We start from the raw sequence: 19,765 nt of genomic DNA on the forward strand, positions 1-19,765 counted from the left end.
AAGTTCCGAGACCTATATTTCACAATAGAGGAAAGGATTTTTCAGCGAAAGATGCAGACAGAAGTGCGTATAGAAAAACTGTAATAACGTGTTCCTGCAGGATGTCATGCAAATAACCCGTTTCGCAGTCTGAATACCCGGTTTGGTGTAATAAATTATGTTTCAATGGAATAAGTGGCTAGTTTTATTATATCGGGCGGGGTACCTAGATGATTGTGAAACGACAGAACTGTGATTCCCCCGAGCCGGCAAAATCTGTTAGAAACCGTATAAACAATGAATAAGCAACTGTCCCTAATTCTCGCAGGAATAGCTTCCTGTCTTATCATGGCCGGCCGTGTATCAGCGCAGATACCACTGGCTCCGGCTAACGTGCAAAGTCCCAACGCTGCCAGTCTCGGGATGTTCGGGGAAATACCTGTTTCCTATTATACTGGCATACCAAGCATTGAAGTACCCCTGTACACCCTGCAGCAAAAGGGCATTTCTGTGCCTCTCACTTTAAATTATCACGCTTCCGGTTTCCGTCCCGACATGCATCCCGGATGGGTGGGAACTGGTTTCGCCCTTTCATGCGGCGGCGTTGTATCGCGGGTGATAAAGGATGCTCCCGATGATTACAGCAACGGGAACTATTATCTCGGCGCTAATATGGGCTATTATTACAATCACAACGTCCTGAATACCTCCAGCTGGAACCAAACAGGCTATATGCAAAACATTGCTCGGGGTAATGAAATGCTGAAAGATACGGAACCTGACGAGTTCAATTTCAACTTTGGCGGTTATGCAGGGAGTTTCTACATGCATGCCGATGGTACCTGGAGGGTGAAATGCGATAAGCCACTCAAGGTGAGCCTTTATGGCTCTTTTCTAAATATACCATTTACCGCCCCCTACGGGACCCGCATGCAGAATTATGGGATGTCTCAGTCCTTCGGAGGGTTTGTCATCACGACCGAAGACGGCACAAAATACTATTTCGGAGGCAATACCAACGCCATTGAATACAGCATTGGCTTTTTTAATCAGGATGTGGATGAGTGGCTTGCGGGCAGTTGGTACCTTACAAAGATCGCACCGCCTGTAGGAGATGAAATTAATTTCAGTTATGAAAGAGACGATTACGTCAATCAGATGTATATCGCTATCGTAAACGATCTCGGTACGAGGACGAAGAATTCTGGTGGCATCTTCAATCCCCAGCCGGCCTGCAGCAGCTGGAGTTACAGCCAGGTTTACCATAACTACAACGGAAAGCTGGTTGCCCCGGTGTATCTCAGGCAAATCACAGGGCTGCACAATGTCATTAAGTTTAATCGTTCGACAAGTACCGAACTCCGTTACGACCCGGTGGTCTACGAATACAGGTACTCCCAATGGTCTATGTACGGTGGCGGTTATTACGGAACTGATTTTATTCCCGTTCTTGCGGATAACGGAACAAGTTACTACCCACAGTATCTCGATAAACTCCAGTGGAAGAAGCTGGATCAGATACGTGTCGAGAAGACCGATGGCGCTCTTGTTAAGGCTTTCAATTTTACCTATAACAACGTCTCTTACGAGCGGTTGCGTCTGTTATCTGTTAATGAGATTGGTGCAGATCTGAATCCCTTGCCTCCTTATACCTTCAGCTACGACCAGTCAGCAAGTTTACCGGGCTATTTATCGAATATGGTCGACCACTGGGGCTTTTACAACGGTACTTACGCCGATATGAGCAATCAGAACACCTATTATACGACCTATTATAATTATCGGGAACCTGTAGCAACTTACTTATATGCCGGAACGCTTAATAAGATTACGTATCCGACCGGAGGAGTAACGGAGTTCACCTACGAACCGAATACCTATAGCAAGCGACTCCAGGAAGTCAGGGGAAACGGCATCGATTATAATTTTTCAGCGCAGAATAAGCTTGCCGGAGGATTAAGGATCAAAAAGATCAGTAGTTACGATCCCAGGAGCCCTTTACAGAAGCAGGAGAAATTTTATTACTACGTAAGTAACTACAGTAATACGGTTGATCCGAATACGCTGAATTCAAGCGGCGTGCTTGGCGGGCAGATAAAATACTACTTTGAAGACTATAGCCGCAGGGCATTCAACGATAACGGCATCACTTATTCAAAGTCTTTGTTTTCTTCGCAGTCCGTATTGCCGGGGTGCATCAATGCAATGGGAAGCCATATCGGATATTCTGAAGTGACGGAGAAGCTTTCGGATGGAAGTTATACGCGATATCTCTTTACTAATTTCGATACCGGCAACGGAGACCAGTCGGCGGATAATGTCCTGCAGTTGAGCCGAACAGCTTATGAGCCATACTCGTCTGCCGAAGAGGAAAGAGGCAAGCTCCTTACCGAGTACAGTTATACCGCTGCCGGCCAGTTTTCGAGGATACGCAGCATCTATTATTCTGCTCTCAATAAAGCCGGCGAATACGTTCCCGCGTTAAAGGCGAATTACGCCAACGTCTGTCCGAATACGGCGGTCAGCGTAGAAGAAGGCACAGCCTACCGCCTTTATACCTATTCATACCTTCCCGTTTCCGAAACAATCTCAGAATATAACCAGGGAAGTTTTGTTACCAGCACTTCCAAACTTACCAATTATAATACGGCCTATCGCCTTCCTGCCGATGAGACGATTACAGACAGCAAGGGACGGAGCGTGAAAACGGCTTACGTCTATCCTTACGATCTTCCATCCAGCCAGCCTTACTCGGCTATGCTTCAGGCCAACAGGCTGGTTCCCGCTGTACAGCACAAAACGTATGTGGACGGGGCACAGACATCTGCAACCATTACCGGCTATATCCAGTTGGGTAATGGCTTTGTTCCTTCGTCTATCACTACTTATACCAATTCAGCAAGCAGTCCGCATACTATCGCCCTTGCCGATTACGATAACAAGGGCAATCCTGTCTGGGTTCGAAAGAATAGTTGGGACATGGGGGCCTTTTATATATGGGGTTATGGCGGCCAGTACCTCCTTGCCAAAGTAGAGAATGTTGATTATATGACGGCCCTGTCTGCGATTGGCGGAACCAGCGCAACCAATGCCTTCCGCGATATTGTCAATCCTTCCCAGGCCCAGGTCAATAGTTTTCTCGCACCGCTTTATGCTCTTCCTACAGCCCAGGTGAGTGCCTACTCATATGATCCCTCCAAAGGATTGATCAGTTCAAAGGACGCCCGGGGGCTGGCCACCAGTTACGATTACGACAATAACCAGCGCCTCCTCGGGGTACGCGACTTCAACGGAGATATCATAAAAGGTCTCGAATATTATTACAGACAACCGTGATAAAAGAAATTACTTAACAGCAGAAAAATCAAAAAATTATGAGAAAGCCTATATGTACTGTTATCGTCCTGTTTGTTCTTATCTTAACAGGTAAAGAAGTATCTGCTCAAAAAGCAGACAGTGTTAAAAAGGAGATGGTATCTTACTATTCCCGGACCTTATCCCTTTCCGAGGATCAGGCACGCCAGGTAGCGGAAGTTCATGGCAATTATAAAAAAGCAGTCAACGCCGTTCTTTCCGAGCCAGGTCTTTCCGAGGAACAGAAACGGGTGAAGATCGATATCCTGATAGAAGAAAAGAACAAGAAGCTTAGCAGCCTGCTTACCACCGAACAGATGAATAAAGTAGTGCCAAGTACCGAGCTCCGGAAAAGCAAGCCGCAGAAGGAACTGCCAAAGACCCGTTAATCGTTAAACCTTAAATTATGGGAAAGCAATTAGTAAATAAGCGAAGAGACAGCTTTGCGCTTAAGCTGCTGTTAGCCTTCACTGGTTTGTGGCTGGCATCATTTCCGGTGAGAGCGCAGAACGGAACAGATATGTGGGATGCGATTGATGCAGGGGGCGGAAACAGCTGCTATGGCATGCAATTTTATGACACCAGAGTAAATGATCCGTCTTACGGCTATTATAATAACTATGGCCAGGCCAGCCCGGATATCTGGTACCGGTTTACTGTCGGCAGCCAGACACAGGTAAGTATTTCGACCTGTGGAAGTAATTTTGACACTTACCTTCATGTGCTGGATGAATATGGCAGTGACATCATTTCTGCAGATGATAATGGCCCCCTGTGCAGTGGTACCAACTCTTCCATTCAGCAGTATTTTTCCGCAGGAACTTATTATGTCGTCGTGGAAGGTTACAGCTCATATACCGGGACTATTCAGCTCTCGGTAACTTCATCAGAGGGCGGAACGATGTCGGCAGGAGCTACGATGTCCAATCCCATCGAGGTAGGCAATCTCGGTGCCGGGCCTAACGGCTTCACCGACAGCAGGAGCAATGCGGACGCTTGTCTGGGTAACGACATCGGGCAGATAAGTAACGATATTTACTACCGATTTACACTCACCGCTCCATCCGTAGTAAAGCTTTCACATTGCGGAAGCGGATTCGATACCTATATGCACCTGCTCGACGCGAACGGCTTATCTCTTGCTACAAGCGATGATAACGGTCCTCTTTGTACCGGCACAGCTGCCTCGATCAAGACAGAGCTGCCCGCGGGAACTTATTACCTCGTCTCCGAAGGCTTTGGTCAGAATACAGGAACGATCATTACCTCAATGAGTGTTGAGCTGAGAGGAGCGTTCTTCTCCAATGCCATAGATGTGGGTACACTGGAAAGCGGGTCAAGTTACAGCGATACGAAGAACAACAGTCCCTCGGTTGGTTTCGGCAATGAATATGGGAATCCGAGTGATGATATCTTCTACAAATTCACACTCAACACACTTACCACTACCCTGGTAAATATATCGCATTGCGGAAGCGACTTCGATTCTTACCTGTATCTTCTTGACGCAGACGGGAACAGGTTAGCCTCCAACGATGATAATGGTCCATTATGTTCAGGTAATAATGCTTCGCTCTCTATAGCTTTAGGAGCCGGGATCTATTACATCGTCTCCGAAGGCTGGGGAGACAGGAGCGGCAATGTCATCACCCAGATCAGTGTAGGCCAGCAACAGGGCTGGGGCAGTTCGGACCAGAATTACGTAAGGACGTTTGCTCCCCGGTCTCCCATACAAGCTTACACCGCCCTGATCTCACAAAGCGGTAACAAGGACCTGGTGCAGGTAAGCACCCAGTATTTTGACGGGCTTGGCCGTCCTGTACAAACCGTTCAGCGACAGGCAAGCCCAGGAGGGAACGACATCGTTCAACCAGTGATCTATGATTCACGGGGCAGAGAATCACGGAAGTATCTTCCCTACATGGTTGTCGCCAGCGACGGCGTATTTAAGCAAGGTAATCCCGATGCAAACGTAAAGGCATTTTATAATCCCGCCTCGCCTGGAACCTCAGGTATAGGAACAACAGGGTATCCCTATTCGGATATCCTCTTCGAGCGGTCCCTGCCGGGAAGGGTTATTGAACAGGGAGCGCCAGGAGAGAGCTGGCAGCCTCAGAATGCTTCTATTTCCGGAAGCGGACATACTGTGAAATCCGCTTTGAATGGGAACTCCTATAATCAAGTGAAGATCTGGACTATCTCGGGCAATACCTGCAGTACCAGTTCGTTCTACAGCTCAGGAACCCTGTTGGTAACCACAACTTCTGATGAAAACGGAAACAGAACCATAGAGTATAAGGATAATTTGGGACACGTGGTGTTAAAGCAGGCTGAGTACGATGCCAATGCGTTCACCGATACTTATTATGTTTACGACGATTTCGGTAATCTCAGGTATGTAATTCCCCCGGCAGTAACGGTCGCAGGTTTCAGTGAGGGAGACGCATTGTTCGACCAGTATATTTACGCTTATCATTATGACGATCAAAACCGCCTGACTGAAAAGAAAATTCCGGAAAAAGGGTGGGAGTATATTGTGTACAATCAGCTTGATCTTCCGGTACTTACGCAGGACGCTGTACAAAGACAAACGGGAAAATGGACCTTTTCGCGCTATGACGGTGCCGGGAGAGTAGTAATGACAGGTGAATACAGCAACAACGGAAGCAGGGCTACGGTACAGGCTGCAGTCAGCTCTCATCCCAATGGAGTATATGAGGTGTTTACAGGAGCAGGAACGGAAGGCTACGCACTTACCACATTTCCACTGCAGGACTACACTGTTTTTACAGTCAGTTATTACGGTACCTATGGTATTCCTGGCATTTCCGCTGCTTATAATGCGAGTGCTTCAGTGAATACCAATGCGAAAGGCTTACTTACAGGAACCAAGACGGCAATCCTCGGTACAACGACGTTATTGCTTACAGTAAATTATTATGATGATTACGGCCGGTTGAAGGAAAGCATCCGGCAAAATCATATCGGAGGGACAGACAGGGTAGTCAACACGTACAGTTTTAGCGGAGAACTTACAGCAAGTACGCGCAGCCATACAAGCAGTACAGCTTCTGCCACGATCGCGAACCGCTATATATACGATCATGCAGGCCGCAGAAGACAGATCTTCGAAAAGATCAATAACGATCCCGAAGTGAAGCTTTCTGAGTCAGTTTATAATGAGATCGGACAACTTATATCCAAGACGCTACATAACGATCAGCAGTCGTCCAGCTTCAGTTACAATGCCAGGGGTTGGCTACGGACAAGTGCCTCCCCCCAGTTCAGCATGCAGCTGAAGTATGACGATGGTGTATATCCACAGTACAACGGCAATATAGCCAACCAGCTTTGGGGAGATGCCTCTCTCAACAATACATTTACTTATACCTATGACAAAATGAACCGTTTGTTATCAGGAGTGAGTACCGGCATTGCCATGAGCGAGGTGATCACATACGATCTCATGGGCAACGTGGCAACATTAAGCCGCGACGGGGCAGCCGCAGCAAGCTATAATTACACGGGTAACAAGTTGAACCAGATCACGGGCGGACTCGTTACCGGCGTTTACACTTACGATTCCAACGGGAATGCCACCACAGACGGCAGGAACAACGCAAGCATCGGCTACAACACGCTCAACCTGCCCGCTACAGTTACCAAGGCAGGCTTAACATTGACTTATACCTATGACGCAACAGGCAAAAAGCTACGTAAGATAAGCAACGGCACTGTTCGTGAGTATGTGGATGGCGTTGAGTATAATGGAAATACCATTGAATTCATCGGCACCGAAGAAGGTGTAGCCAGAAATAACGGTGGGAGCTTCAGCTATGAATATAATCTGACCGACAATGTGGGCAATATACGCAGAACCATTTACCGGAACCCTGTAAGCGGGGCAATCGAGACTGTTCAAAAGGACGATTATTACCCCTTCGGTATGAGGAAGCTTGTTAGTGCCGGTCAGAATAAATATCTTTATAATGGGAAGGAATTGCAGGAAGAACTGGGTGAGTACGATTACGGCGCAAGATTCTATGATCCTGTAATTGCACGATGGAATGTAATAGATGGCATGGCTGAAAAGTATTTTTCATTTTCTCCATATCACTATGCTGCCAACAATCCTATCAAGAACTTCGATATAGACGGCAACGATTTTACTCCAGATGCCTGGGCATGGGTAATGAGAATGATCGACAATATCAACAGGCGGGAGGAAGAAAATGAAGAAAAGATCGATAAAAAACAGAAGCAACTACAGGAAGATGGCATTTCTGAACGAAAGGCAAAGCGACTCAACCGACAGATCGAGAATCTAAGGAATGAGATCACCGACCTTGAAGTGGCGCGGGGAGAAGCAGCGGTGCTTGCTTTATCGTCCCAGGTATATAACGTGGTGGAGAGCAATACATTTAGTTCGTCAGAGACAGAAAAGGCCGCAGCTCTATATAATTCATCTAATGGGGTCGTCGATATTGTTCTCCCCGGTTCTTCTGGTTTGAATATTTTCTCGCATGAGCTTCACCATGCTTTCCAGTTTGAACGAGGGACGATCAGTTTAACAGCCCATGATGGCAAGCTCAGTGTATCTCCGGCAAAAGATTGGCTGGCTTACGATCAGTTTGATGAAAAAGAGGCGTATAAACGGCAGGGACTATTTGGAAGTACTTATTCCAGTCTGCCAGCAGAGTATAACAACCGCCCGAAAGGCCCGGTTTCCCTGCTTGATATTCCAACGATAGTAAATTTGAATAATTTGCCTGGTGATAAGCGGCATGCGGAACTTCAAAAGCTCGCAAGCAGGGTAAATATGGCTTTCAGGCTAAACGGAACAACTTATGGTCCCAAATAAAGTATATTTTTTAATCTGTGCCGGTGCCCTGCTGACATTTTCGGCCTGTGCTCCCGGAAAAGGAATTTACGGCTCATACCACCAACCAGGTATGAGCCCTAATTCCCTTAAACTTGTCCTGCGGGAGGACCATTCTTTTTCTCTTGAGGGCTGGAATGATATCATGGGCAATTCAACAAGAACAGGAACCTGGCTGCTTCAGAAAGATACGCTGTTGCTGGAGGCTACAGCGGTATCTGGCAGTAAGATAAGTACCGAAGAGAAGCAAACCGGAACAGGTACGCTTGCAATTACAGTTGTAGATGAGAGCGGAGCTGGTATTGCAGGTGCTGATATCTGGATTGACGGGAAAAAGAAAAATACCACCGATACTGATGGAAGAGTGCATTGGCCGGCGGAGGAAATTCATCTTTTGCGGGTGCGCTATTTGTCTTTAGATCAGGAGGTACAAATAAAGAACAGCCGGTCAGATGATATCCGTGTACGCCTTTATCTAACAACTGATATAAATGCAGGGGAGATGACCCATCAGAAGTGGTTGCACAGCGGTACAAAGCTAGTCCCTGTCGAGGGCGGAAAGGCGTTGCCTCAACAAGCTTTCGAAAAAATGCGTTAAGCTATTGTATTAATGTTATTTTATACGCATATTAGGTCTGTCAATCAATTAATTAACTCAGCAGCATGAAAACGTATCTTCCGGAAAAAACCTTAGCAGGGAGGAAAATCCTGTCCTTTTCAGAATGTTTTAATCGGCACATCATTCAATATTCATTTATGAGGAAAAATTAACCAATTTATCTTTCATCCTAAACATACCAACATGAAATCCATATCATTCTTTATCGTGGACGACGAGCAGACTGTGTGTTCAATTTCCAGCTACATTGCAAGGACGCCAGGCTTTAGTCTTTCAGGCTCTTCCCGGTCTTTTAACCAGGAATTGTCAGAGTTTCTCCACTCATGCAGCTCCGGAGGGGGAGTGCTGCTGCTAAATGCAGATAGCTGCCCGGAGGAAGTTGCAGGGCTGGAGGATCTTTGTAACAAGTTCAATGTCATGTTAATTGAGACCTCCGATACAACAGAGGGAGCCTATAGGGCTTATGAGAAGGGAGTATTTGACTATTTCGTCAAGCCGGTATCTTACAGCCGTTTTTTAAAGGCAGTAACGAGGATCACTTCATTTGTCATGGATAAAAGGCAGGGAGTAAAGGAAGGGGGAAGTTTTTATATACAATGTGAGACAAAAGGGAAATTTATCAAGATCTTTTACGATGAGATCAAATATATTGAAGCTAACCAGAATTATATCAACATTTATTTGGAGAATGAGAGTCATATTTCCTACCAGACAATGCGCGAAGTAGAGGGAAGTTTGCCCTCCGATCTTTTTATAAGAGTTCACAAATCCTTCATACTGAATGAAAAGAAGATCTACGCTGTCAATAACGATTATGTCGTGTTAAAGGATAACACAATCATAAAAATAGGATCTAACTACCGGGAAAATCTTCTCAGCCATCTTCTGCCGAACCTGATAAAATCTAAGAGAGCGTCGGGTAAACATCAGACCGTTCTGCCGAAAGTCCTTCCGATAAACCAGGGCTTCGATATCTCCTCTGTCGATACTTCATCCAGCGCGATTAATAAATGTATATAACCAACTAATTCAAGCAACATGAAAAAAGTATTTTTATATCTGATCGTATTTGTTTTCTCAGGACTGTCTATCTTTCCCATTAGAGTGTCTGCAAAGACGGTTTTACCGCAAGCGGATAGTTTAAGGCAGAACCGTATCCGTTTTGTAGCCAAAGACCTCTCCCTGAAAGAGTCAGAAGCAGAGAAGGTTGTTTCTATTCTTGATACTTATAAAGCTAAGGTTCAGGCGGTATACAGTAACGCTGAAATCAACCCGGATGATCAGCGTTCCCAGGTTGCCATTCTGACAGAGGAGCGGGACAGGCAGCTGGGTAAGGTCCTTAAACCAGAAGCAATGGGGCGGTTTAAAAGTGCTATTGCTCTTGATTCAAAGCAAAAACCGCCATTTTAGGTTAATTATCAGCAAATAAGTAAATTGCCGCAGGTGCGAAAAAATATAGTGGCTTAACGCCCTATAATTTTGCTTTTAATAACCAAAATAAGGCACTTAATGTACTTGCATATGATGCAGAAAGGATCCAGTCGCTCTACCTAGCCAAAGCGATCAAGCTCCTGTAAATAGCCGTTGAAAAAGCCATGAGACAATCCGGCGTTCCTATTACATGGCTGAATTATAAAGCCTGGAAGTTGGGGCCCGTACAGGAGGATACCTCTACCCACTATGCTTCCTGACGGAATTGTCTTAAAGCTAAGAAAACCCTTTGATGATTCTCAGTTTCCAGATTACTTACATATTCATCGGCTTGATCTATGCGCGTCGACATATCACGATACTTAGGCGACCGCCCAAGTTTTTTAGAAGCCAGGGAGATAGGAGAAGGACATTAATTTATATTAGCCGATATGCCCGGATATCGCCGCCGCTTTATGCCGCAATGGAACCTTTTATGAAAGACTATTACAGTGAATGTAAGATTGTTGAACATAAAACATGATCAGCATCATTTTATTGATCCCAAACTGAACCCTACCTTTACCGAGTATTTAAATAGTTACATTACATATTGAAGAAAGAGAATATTATAATAACCACTATCCTTTTTAAAATGACTTTATTAATAAATACCCAATCTTATTGCCTCAATCATTTTCCACGACAGCATAACGTGTCTGAATTAAGCTAATTGAAAGAAATCAACTAAATCAGGGAGTTATTTTTCAAATTTAACTGCCATCTAACCGCAACTTCAACAATCTCTCACAATCGAGCAACAGTTTATATGAGAAAAGCTTATACACTAATACTTTTACTATCAGGGTCTTTTGCGACATACGGGCAGCCGCAGGATTCATTAATCAATCAGCGTCTAAAGAAGCAGGATTCCCTAAAACTCAGAACAATGATGACTATGTCGGCTAGTTCTGTCGTTCCCAACCCCAAAATCCCTTCATACGTTCCCCCTTCCCCGCAAGCCCAGGCGCTGACCCGGTACGGGGACTATCCGGTAGATTACCATACCGGTTTGGTGGATATGACAGTACCGGTTTACGAGATAATCACAAAGGAATTCAGGCTACCTATAGAAATGAAGTTCCATGCGTCCGGACGATTGGCCTATGAAGCTAACGGGATACTGGGAATGCGTTGGACCCTCAATTGCGGCGGAGTAATCACCCGAAGCCTGAAAGGAAGGCCAGACGAATGGAGCTATTTAACCAACCATGCATTCAATCCCGCCAATGGAACTCCTTCCTACGAGGAACTATATAACTCCTGTGTAGAAGGATACCGGAATACAGATTATGTGCACAATACCAAGTACGACAGTGAATACGACATATTCAGTTTCGTTTTGCCGAACGGGAAGTCTGGTAAATTTATCATGAAAGAGGAAAATGGCACAAAAAAACCAATGCTTATTCCTTACCAGGCCATAAAAATAGAGCCCATTGCCAATCCGGCCAATAACGGGATTTACGATGCTATCCGTATTACGGATACGGACGGTAAAGAATATTATTATACAGGAACATTTACTTTCGGATCCTCAGAACTTCCCCACGAGGGGATATATGGTTCTATCTGGAGCAGCTGGGATTTATCGTATATGGTGTCGGCAGGTAAGACTGACACTGTTAAATTTACTTATCAGAGGTCGGAGTCCCCTTACCAGCATTATACGGAAAGAACCAGTACAGGAGATAATCTCCGCGACTATTCAACCTCTGCCAATTTTCACCAGTACGATTACACGGGGCCTGAAGTCATGTATATGCTTTCAACAAATAACGTGAAAGATGACTGGTTCGATAATCATGGAGCACGACTATCTTCAGTTTTAAGCAGTATAAGCTTTAATGGCGGAACCGTGAACTTCTTCTACAGGTCAAATGGCTATCATGATTCGTTCCTGGATAGGATAGAAGTTACCGGTCCTGGTGGATCCGGATTAAGAAAAGTAAAATTTAATACCAGTAAATCTTCCGGAGAGAGTGAGCTTGAATACCTGCGCTCTATAGAGTTTTGCGGACAGGAAGGTCTGGTGGAAGAAAAGTATAGCTTTGACTATTTTGAACCACCAGTCTCCGGCGTTGGGACAGGATTAGGATATAAGGATTGGTGGGGATATTATACCTGGAATACCGGGAACAACAGTCATTTAATTCCGGTACGGGACGTATGGTTGAATGTAGCCGATCAGGGCAATACAAGCTCTGTTCTTAAACCCGTAGGATATCAAGCTGTAAATAGAGACGCTCATACCGAATCAAAAAAGGTAGGGATGCTGAAGTCTATTCAATACCCTACCGGGGGCAGAACGGAATTTGATTATGAGGGGAACTATTACGATATGACCATCTATACCCCTCAGAACGGGGCTAAAACAGAGGGCCCCGGTCTAAGGATAAAGCAGGTGAAAAAGATACCGGTAAACGGGCCGGCAACTGTCTCTACCTTCAAATATGGCTACTATGAAGATGGAAGGGGATATATTGCTCCCGCCTTAAGAGCCGGGGCTCATCTGACGGAAGAATATGTAATGTACCTTTCCTGGGATTATCCGCTTTATTTTAATTCAGATGGGAATGTTACATTCACTGGTGACGAACATGCAGCTTACCGGATTATGGACTACCTGTCTGATCCGGCATTTGACTATTCTATCTGGGGAAACAACTATATATCATACGATTATGTTACGGAGTATACCGGTACAGAGAATGCCCCTTTAATGAAGACGGTCTATAATTATAGTTTAAAAGATTATAAAACAAACGCCTTTACTATCAGTGATCGTATCGGGACTCCTGTCGAAAAAGTATATGCCGACCCCGCCGATATATGGATGGGCGGAAAGTTGCTCGAAAAAACATCTTATAAGCAAAATTCCTCCGGGGTATTTACAGAAAAAACGATACGGGACACCTATTCGTACCAAAGTTTTACCAAAGGGACAGCCTGGGACATGCCTGTCTACCGTCATGTTTTAATGGGGATTAACCGGCCATATACAAAACAGTATAATAACCCGGGAGAACTAGAGCGGCTTTACTATAATACAGAAAAAGACTATCATGATAATTCCTGCAATGTATATGGTTATGGTTTCCGTAAGTACACAAGCGGAGAGGAAAAAGTAATGCAGCACGTCAGCCAGGTATTCAATGCCGACGGCACTGCATTTACGAAGATCAAAAACTATACATACGATCCCGGGTATCTGCTAACAAAGTCGGAGGAAGTTATAAACAGCGGTCAGGTAAGCGAGAAGCAAACGTTCAACTACTCGTTTGATGATATTTCAAAACCCGTTTACAGCACTATGACAGATAAGAACATTCTCGATCAGGTCATACAAACAGATTACTATAAAGACGGGAAACTTTTATTTACCCAGAAAACCAATTATGGTTACTGGGGAAGCAATTTATATGCGCCTGCAGATATCACTACCCAAAAAGCCGGAGGCGAATCAGAAACGCGCATAATTTTCCATAAGTATGATGATAGGGGAAATGTAAATTGCCTTTCCATGGCAAACGGCCCCAAAATATCGTATCTCTATAGTTACAACGGACGGTACCCAATTGTAAAAGTCGAAAACGCAGAGTATTCAGTGCTAGAAAACGTTCTGGGGGCGGCAGCTATCAAGAGTTTTCAGCGTAGGGACAATCCCACCGATGAACAGATAAATACATTCATTGCTCCTTTGAGGGCCACTTTAAAAGAAGCTTCTATAAACAGTTATACTTACCGGCCAATGATCGGACTTACAAGCGAAACGAGCGGATCCGATTTGACTACCAGATATGAATACGATAACTTCCAGCGCTTATGGCGTATCAAAGACCAGAACGGTAAAGTACTGAAAGAATATAATTACCACTTCAAACAGTAATATAAGCCAATAAGACATTTAAGAGTAATATGAGAACCCAGACTTTTTACCCTTTTCGCTGGATCCTTGATGCTATCTTTTATCCCTGGATGCCAAAAGAGTTACTTTAAGGATGATCTTCCCCGAATATTGGGTGTAGAGAAAGTGGACATTGAAAGAGTTAGTTCTAAAGATGAGTTTGGAGAAGGCTACATCTTAGAAAAATATAAGCTAAAAAAAGTTACTATCGATGAATTCTACAAGCTGATGTATATTATGCATTTTATTACAAGCCAGATAGGTTAAATCCCCAAAGCGTTTAGTTATTTGTCGTAGACATATAATCAAGGGCGTTATATAAAGCATCTTCTTTGATCAAAAAAGCCTCATTTTCTACTATCTGTGGCAAGCCATGGTGATTTTAGACCACCAAATTGATAAAAATCATTTTTTGATTCAAAAAGTGCTTCTATATTTACCAGCGTAAATAAATCGTTACATCACAGAATTTAGAAACTAGCAACAACCACTATTATTTGTATGCCTTATTTGAATAATCGCCCGATCTTGATACCAGCAGAAACTTACCGTCTCAACAAAAGCCTGTATTTGGTTTATATCGCCCGAGATACATGCAAAGGACATTAATGTCTCGAAAAAAAGATAACGATTAGCGTGGGTATCAGTATTCAACCGTATTGAACCGCCTTCATAACACAAGAAATCTTTCATCACAATATATGTTTTATCTAATCTTTAAAGACAGACATGCTCTAAGTATACCTATAGCGTTTGTCCTCTGTTGCCAGTTCTTAAACATTTTCGGCCAAACAACTCAGCTTCCAAAGGTTATTGACCCCTCTCCTCAATCAAGGGCCTTTAACAGGTATGGTGAATATCCTATGACGAGCGATAACGGACTGGTGGACATTACGATACCCCTATATGAGGCAAAGAGCATGAAGCTAACTTTGCCGGTTACGATGAGCTTTCATGCTTCCGGACGGATGGCAAACGAAGTAAACGGAATCCTGGGAATGAGGTGGACACTCAACTGCGGAGGAGTCGTTACACGTAAAGTTAAAGGCAGGCCCGATGAGTGGGACTGGGTAACTAATTATTCAGTTGATCCTTCCCGAGTACCCACATTTGAAGAGTTATACCAGGCGTGTCCCGAGAACCCTGCTGTCGTTTTTAATCATGCCTATCAGAAAAGATATGATACAGAATTTGATATTTTTAACTATTCTCTTCCAAATGGAAATATTAATGGGGTTCCGGCTAAAGTACCCATGCTGATACCATATAGTCCCATCAAAATAGCAATGAAAGCAGATCCCCTGAACAATGGATATTATACAGAGTTCCAAATTACGGATACAGATGGAACAAGATATGTGTTTGGAGGGCGTGAAAATCCAAACAGCAGGGAATTTAATTATAACGGACCTAATGTGCAAGGCGGTGTTCCAACTGGATGGTATCTGTCGTCCATTACATCTGCCGATAAAACTGATAAGATCACGTTGTCATATGAGAGTAAGACTTATGATGAAAGTGTTTTCTCCGAAAGCTTTCGCGTTACCGATGGAATCAGAAATCAAACTGCTTTTAATTACAGAGTTGAAGATCCATATTGGGAAACCCTTGCTATGCACGTCTGGGATACACCATTTGAAGAGACGTCCGATTATGCCGTCCGCCCGTATGGAGTTCCCGCGGTTAAAAGTGTACAATTCACAGGTGGATCACTAGTGTTTAATTATACAACCGTCCCTCAAAGCTTTAACAATTCATTGCTTGATGAGATACTTATAAATGGTACCGATACAAGGAAAATTAAGTTTACATCAATTCTCCACCCCAATGAGATTGATATATATTATTTAAAAAATGTTTCGTTTTGTGATAATCAAAACACCACTGTAGAACAATATACCTTCAACTACTACGAACCTTTGCATGGAATGATTTCTGACCCAAGCTGGCGGTCCGCAAAAAATAGCGACTGGTGGGGATATTACTCACGGTGGAACGATCATACCTTTCCTCAAAGGACCATTGATTGGGATAAGCCGGAATATGGTCACAGTTATTTCGGGGAGTTAAATATTGGATTTCCAAATGTCTCCAGAATACCTGATACAACATTGAAAGTATTGGGGATGTTAAAGTCTATACGTTATCCTACAGGAGGAGAGACTGAGTTCTTGTACGAATCAAACAAGTATCATGTCGACTATGCGCCGCCTAACGCCCCTAGTCATGCACTTGTTGACGGGGCCGGTTGAGAGTACGGGAAGTAATATCCAGAAGTTCTGATGGTAAAGATATCCGAAAGATATATCGTTATGGCACCAACGAAGACGGCTGGGGAAATATAAGTGATCCGTTTCATCCCGAATGGCCTCAGAACTTCATGTATGAGGGGCTAATTATGCACTATTGGGATTTCGTCGCTGGAGATTATTTTCAGGAAACGGCATCTTACCGGACACGCGACTTTCTTGCGGATCCCTATATAAGTTTTGATATTGGAGTGGGGGGTAATTCCGTTACATATGACGCTGTCACAGAGTACATGGTGGAGGATGGGAAGCTGACAAACAAGATTGTTAGTAATTATTCGATTGGCTTCAACGCTATAAGAGGGTATAATCTTAAGCAATTCAATATTACGGATAATTATGAAGTCATAAATTACCCCAAAAAATTCTCAGATACAGAGAACAGCTGGGTGAAGTCTCAGCTGAGGTCCAGGGATTACTACAAAAAGAACGGGAGTGACTTTTCACTAATAAGATCTGAACGATATTCATTTGATGATATTGAAAGAGATGTTGCTTGGGATATGCCTACATACAGACACACGGTTGTCACTGGTTATTATGATGATTTAAACCATGCCCGGGATCCACAAGACGTTGTTGAAAGAATTCAACTTGAAAGGGAGAAAGAATTTCATGAAAATGTTTGCAGTGTTTTTGGATATGGTTACAGGAAATATAACACAGGTGAACAGAAATTAATAGAGGCAAAAACTATTGATTATACACCACAGGGAGAAATCCACACAGTCCAAACATCAGACTTTGAACCTACATACCTTTTAAAAAGGAGCGACGAAATCACCAGCAGTAATAATTCATCTTACAAGAACGAGTTCTTCTATCCATTTGATCAGGCGGGAAACAGCGTCTATAGTACGATGGTGGACAGTAATATCCTGGCGCCGGTAGTGGAAAGCCGGTCATATCAGAATAATCAGCTTTTGAAGACGGAGAGAACGAATTATAAAAATTGGGGAGACAATATTATTTCACCTGTAAACCAGGTACTTCAAGCACCTAACGCTGTTACAGACACTCTGGTGAAGTTCCTCGGATATGACAAAAACGGCAAGTTGCTAAGCGTATCCAGGCATAAAGGACCTAAAACCAATTATGTGTACAGCTATAACGGGAAATACCCTATTGCTAAAATCGACAATGCCGATTACAGTGTTATAGAATCCCTTTTAGGCGGAAGCAATGCGATAGAGTACTTTCGGATTAAGTCCAATCCTTCAGATTCGGAGATTACTGCATTTCTGGCGCCACTTTTTAACAACGCAGTCTCAGGTCGTTTTTACGTCAGTAAGTACACGTATAAACCAATGGTTGGAATGACCTCAGAAACAGATTCTAAAGGCCAGACCACCTATTATGAATACGATAACTTCCAGCGTTTATGGCGCATCAAAGACCAGAACGGCAAAGTGCTGAAAGAATATAATTACCACTACAAACAGTAATAATAAACCAATAAGACATTTAAGATTAACATGAAAACCCTGATCATTTTTTTAACCCTTTTTGCCGGATATTTTCTTACCCCACAAACCCTTCAGGCCCAGTCCCGTCCCGACAGTATCCGGGCAAGGCAACGGGTGCTCAACGTTTCAGATCAGAAACGCGGTCAGTTCAATCATTATCGCCGTACCCTGAAAGTCGACTCAGCCAAAGCAGAGCAGGTAAACAAGGTACAGTCAGAATACAAAGAATCAATGAAAGCCCTGGAAGAAGAAAAGGGCATCAGCCAGGAAGCCCGCATAGCACGGATCAAGGCCCTGATAGCCGAACGTAACCGGAAGCTGGAGAGTTTTCTGAGCCCGGAGCAACAGGAAAAGATCATTCCCCCCACCGAACGGGAAACAGGCAAAGAAGTAAAAAAGAATAACTAAGCCCCTGGGAGAATATTTATGAACCGATCCTTACAACACCAAGGTTTTTTTTCCAGGAGAGCAATAGCTGTTATCATCAGCCTCGCTTCTGCTTTTCTGCTCAACAGTTCCGCCTTAGCACAAAGCGGGACAGAGATGTACGATGCTATAGACGCCGGGTCTTTCGGTTCCTGCGGAGGAGGAGCATTTACAGACAATCGCAATAATTATAGTTATAACGGCACGTCTTATCATAACAGCTACGGAGAATCCAGTCCGGATGTATGGTATATACTCAACGTGTCCGATTACACGGACCTTCGTATTTCATTATGCGGAAGCAGCTTTGATACCTATCTCCATTTGCTTGATGCAAACGGCAATTTTATCAATTCCAACGACGATTCCGAATGTGGCAGGCAATCCGTTATCAATCAGTCCAGCCTGTACCCCGGAATCTATTACGTAGTAGTAGAAGGCTATAGTTCATATACCGGAGATTACAACCTGGAGATCAGCAGTACCTCCACCGGATCTACCCCCGAAGGAGCCAATATGTATAACCCCATCTGGGCCGGCAACTACAGCAGTTCAGGGTACTATACCCATACCATGAACAACGCCGATGCCTGCCTGGGCAATGACATAGGGCAGGCCAGCAACGATATCTATTACCAGTTTACCCTGACCGGTACGGCAACCGTCACCCTGTCGCACTGCGGCAGCACACTCGATACCTATCTGCACCTGCTGAACAGCTCAGGAGCAGTGATCACCCAGAACGACGACAATAATGGCCCTGAGTGCCCCGGCAGACAGGCATGGCTCCAGACTACCCTTTCAGCGGGTACCTATTACGTGGTATCCGAAGGCTATAGTTCCGGGATTGGCGACATCACCACCAATATCCGTGTTGTCATGCAGTCGTCCACCCCGGTGATCGCCTACACATTCCCCTCCGAGATTACCTCCGGCAGCCCGGTCTCCGTCAATGTTACCAATACCGGGGCAGCCACTGTTTCCGGCCAGACCACCAGCACCTATGCCGGGACCGGTACCGCCGGATACACCAATAGTTCCGCCCTGTCTTCCACTTTCAATAACCCTCTGGCCGTCGTGGCCGATGCTTCAGGGAATATCTATGTCGCCGATGCCGGCAACAATGTAGTCCGGAAGATCACCCCCGGAGGCACCGTCAGCACCCTTGCCGGAGCCGGCTACTCCGGCTATGCCGAAGGCACCGGTTCCGGGGCTCAGTTTAAACTGCCCTCCGCCCTGGTGATCGATGCCTCCGGTAACCTGATCGTCACCGACCAGCAGAACCACCGGATCCGGAAGATCAGCCCCTCCGGCAGCACCAGCCTGTTTGCCGGCAGCGGCACAGCAGGCTTTGCC

Annotated in this window: 12 protein-coding genes; all 12 read left to right on the forward strand. The window is 44.6% G+C overall.

Features of this window, described 5'->3' with window-relative positions; translation table 11 throughout:
* Positions 1-276: 276 nt before the first annotated feature.
* Positions 277-3,315 (forward strand): RHS repeat domain-containing protein, encoded by a 3,039-nt coding sequence (locus tag DDR33_RS07150; RefSeq protein WP_109415085.1) that lies wholly within the window; start codon positions 277-279, stop codon positions 3,313-3,315.
* A 38-nt stretch (positions 3,316-3,353) separates the two neighbouring features.
* On the forward strand, positions 3,354-3,722 hold the full coding sequence (locus DDR33_RS07155; RefSeq protein WP_109415086.1) for a hypothetical protein: 369 nt from the start codon (positions 3,354-3,356) through the stop codon (positions 3,720-3,722).
* A 17-nt stretch (positions 3,723-3,739) separates the two neighbouring features.
* The gene (locus tag DDR33_RS07160; RefSeq protein WP_109415087.1) at positions 3,740-8,194 is read left to right on the forward strand and encodes a DUF6443 domain-containing protein; all 4,455 of its coding nucleotides are present in this window, start codon (positions 3,740-3,742) and stop codon (positions 8,192-8,194) included.
* Positions 8,181-8,810: a peptidase associated/transthyretin-like domain-containing protein gene (locus DDR33_RS07165; RefSeq protein ID WP_109415088.1), complete on the forward strand. Its 630-nt coding sequence runs from the start codon at positions 8,181-8,183 to the stop codon at positions 8,808-8,810. Before DDR33_RS07160 ends, DDR33_RS07165 begins: the two co-directional genes overlap by 14 nt.
* Before the next feature lie 204 nt (positions 8,811-9,014).
* On the forward strand, positions 9,015-9,851 hold the full coding sequence (locus tag DDR33_RS07170) for a response regulator transcription factor (RefSeq protein ID WP_109415089.1): 837 nt from the start codon (positions 9,015-9,017) through the stop codon (positions 9,849-9,851).
* Between the two features lie 18 nt (positions 9,852-9,869).
* A complete protein-coding gene (locus DDR33_RS07175; RefSeq protein WP_109415090.1) occupies positions 9,870-10,241 on the forward strand; it encodes a hypothetical protein in 372 nt (123 codons plus the stop codon).
* Positions 10,242-10,426: 185 nt separating this feature from the next.
* The gene (locus DDR33_RS26950) at positions 10,427-10,522 is read left to right on the forward strand and encodes a Panacea domain-containing protein (RefSeq protein ID WP_394341104.1); all 96 of its coding nucleotides are present in this window, start codon (positions 10,427-10,429) and stop codon (positions 10,520-10,522) included.
* A 668-nt stretch (positions 10,523-11,190) separates the two neighbouring features.
* Positions 11,191-14,190 carry a hypothetical protein gene (locus DDR33_RS07180; protein WP_146198720.1) on the forward strand — a complete coding sequence of 1,000 codons (3,000 nt, stop codon included), beginning with the start codon at positions 11,191-11,193 and terminating at the stop codon, positions 14,188-14,190.
* 719 nt (positions 14,191-14,909) lie between these two features.
* Positions 14,910-16,460, forward strand: coding sequence for a hypothetical protein (locus DDR33_RS07190; protein WP_146198721.1), 1,551 nt, complete (start codon positions 14,910-14,912; stop codon positions 16,458-16,460).
* The gene (locus DDR33_RS07195) at positions 16,457-17,962 is read left to right on the forward strand and encodes a hypothetical protein (protein ID WP_109415094.1); all 1,506 of its coding nucleotides are present in this window, start codon (positions 16,457-16,459) and stop codon (positions 17,960-17,962) included. Before DDR33_RS07190 ends, DDR33_RS07195 begins: the two co-directional genes overlap by 4 nt.
* Before the next feature lie 30 nt (positions 17,963-17,992).
* Positions 17,993-18,391, forward strand: a complete 399-nt coding sequence (locus DDR33_RS07200; RefSeq protein ID WP_109415095.1) for a hypothetical protein — start codon at positions 17,993-17,995, stop codon at positions 18,389-18,391.
* Positions 18,392-18,409: 18 nt separating this feature from the next.
* Positions 18,410-19,765 (forward strand): pre-peptidase C-terminal domain-containing protein (locus DDR33_RS07205; RefSeq protein ID WP_202913674.1); only part of this gene is annotated, 1,356 nt, incomplete at its 3' end.

The organism is Pararcticibacter amylolyticus (assembly GCF_003130405.1).
In the GTDB taxonomy this organism is placed as follows: domain Bacteria; phylum Bacteroidota; class Bacteroidia; order Sphingobacteriales; family Sphingobacteriaceae; genus Arcticibacter; species Arcticibacter amylolyticus.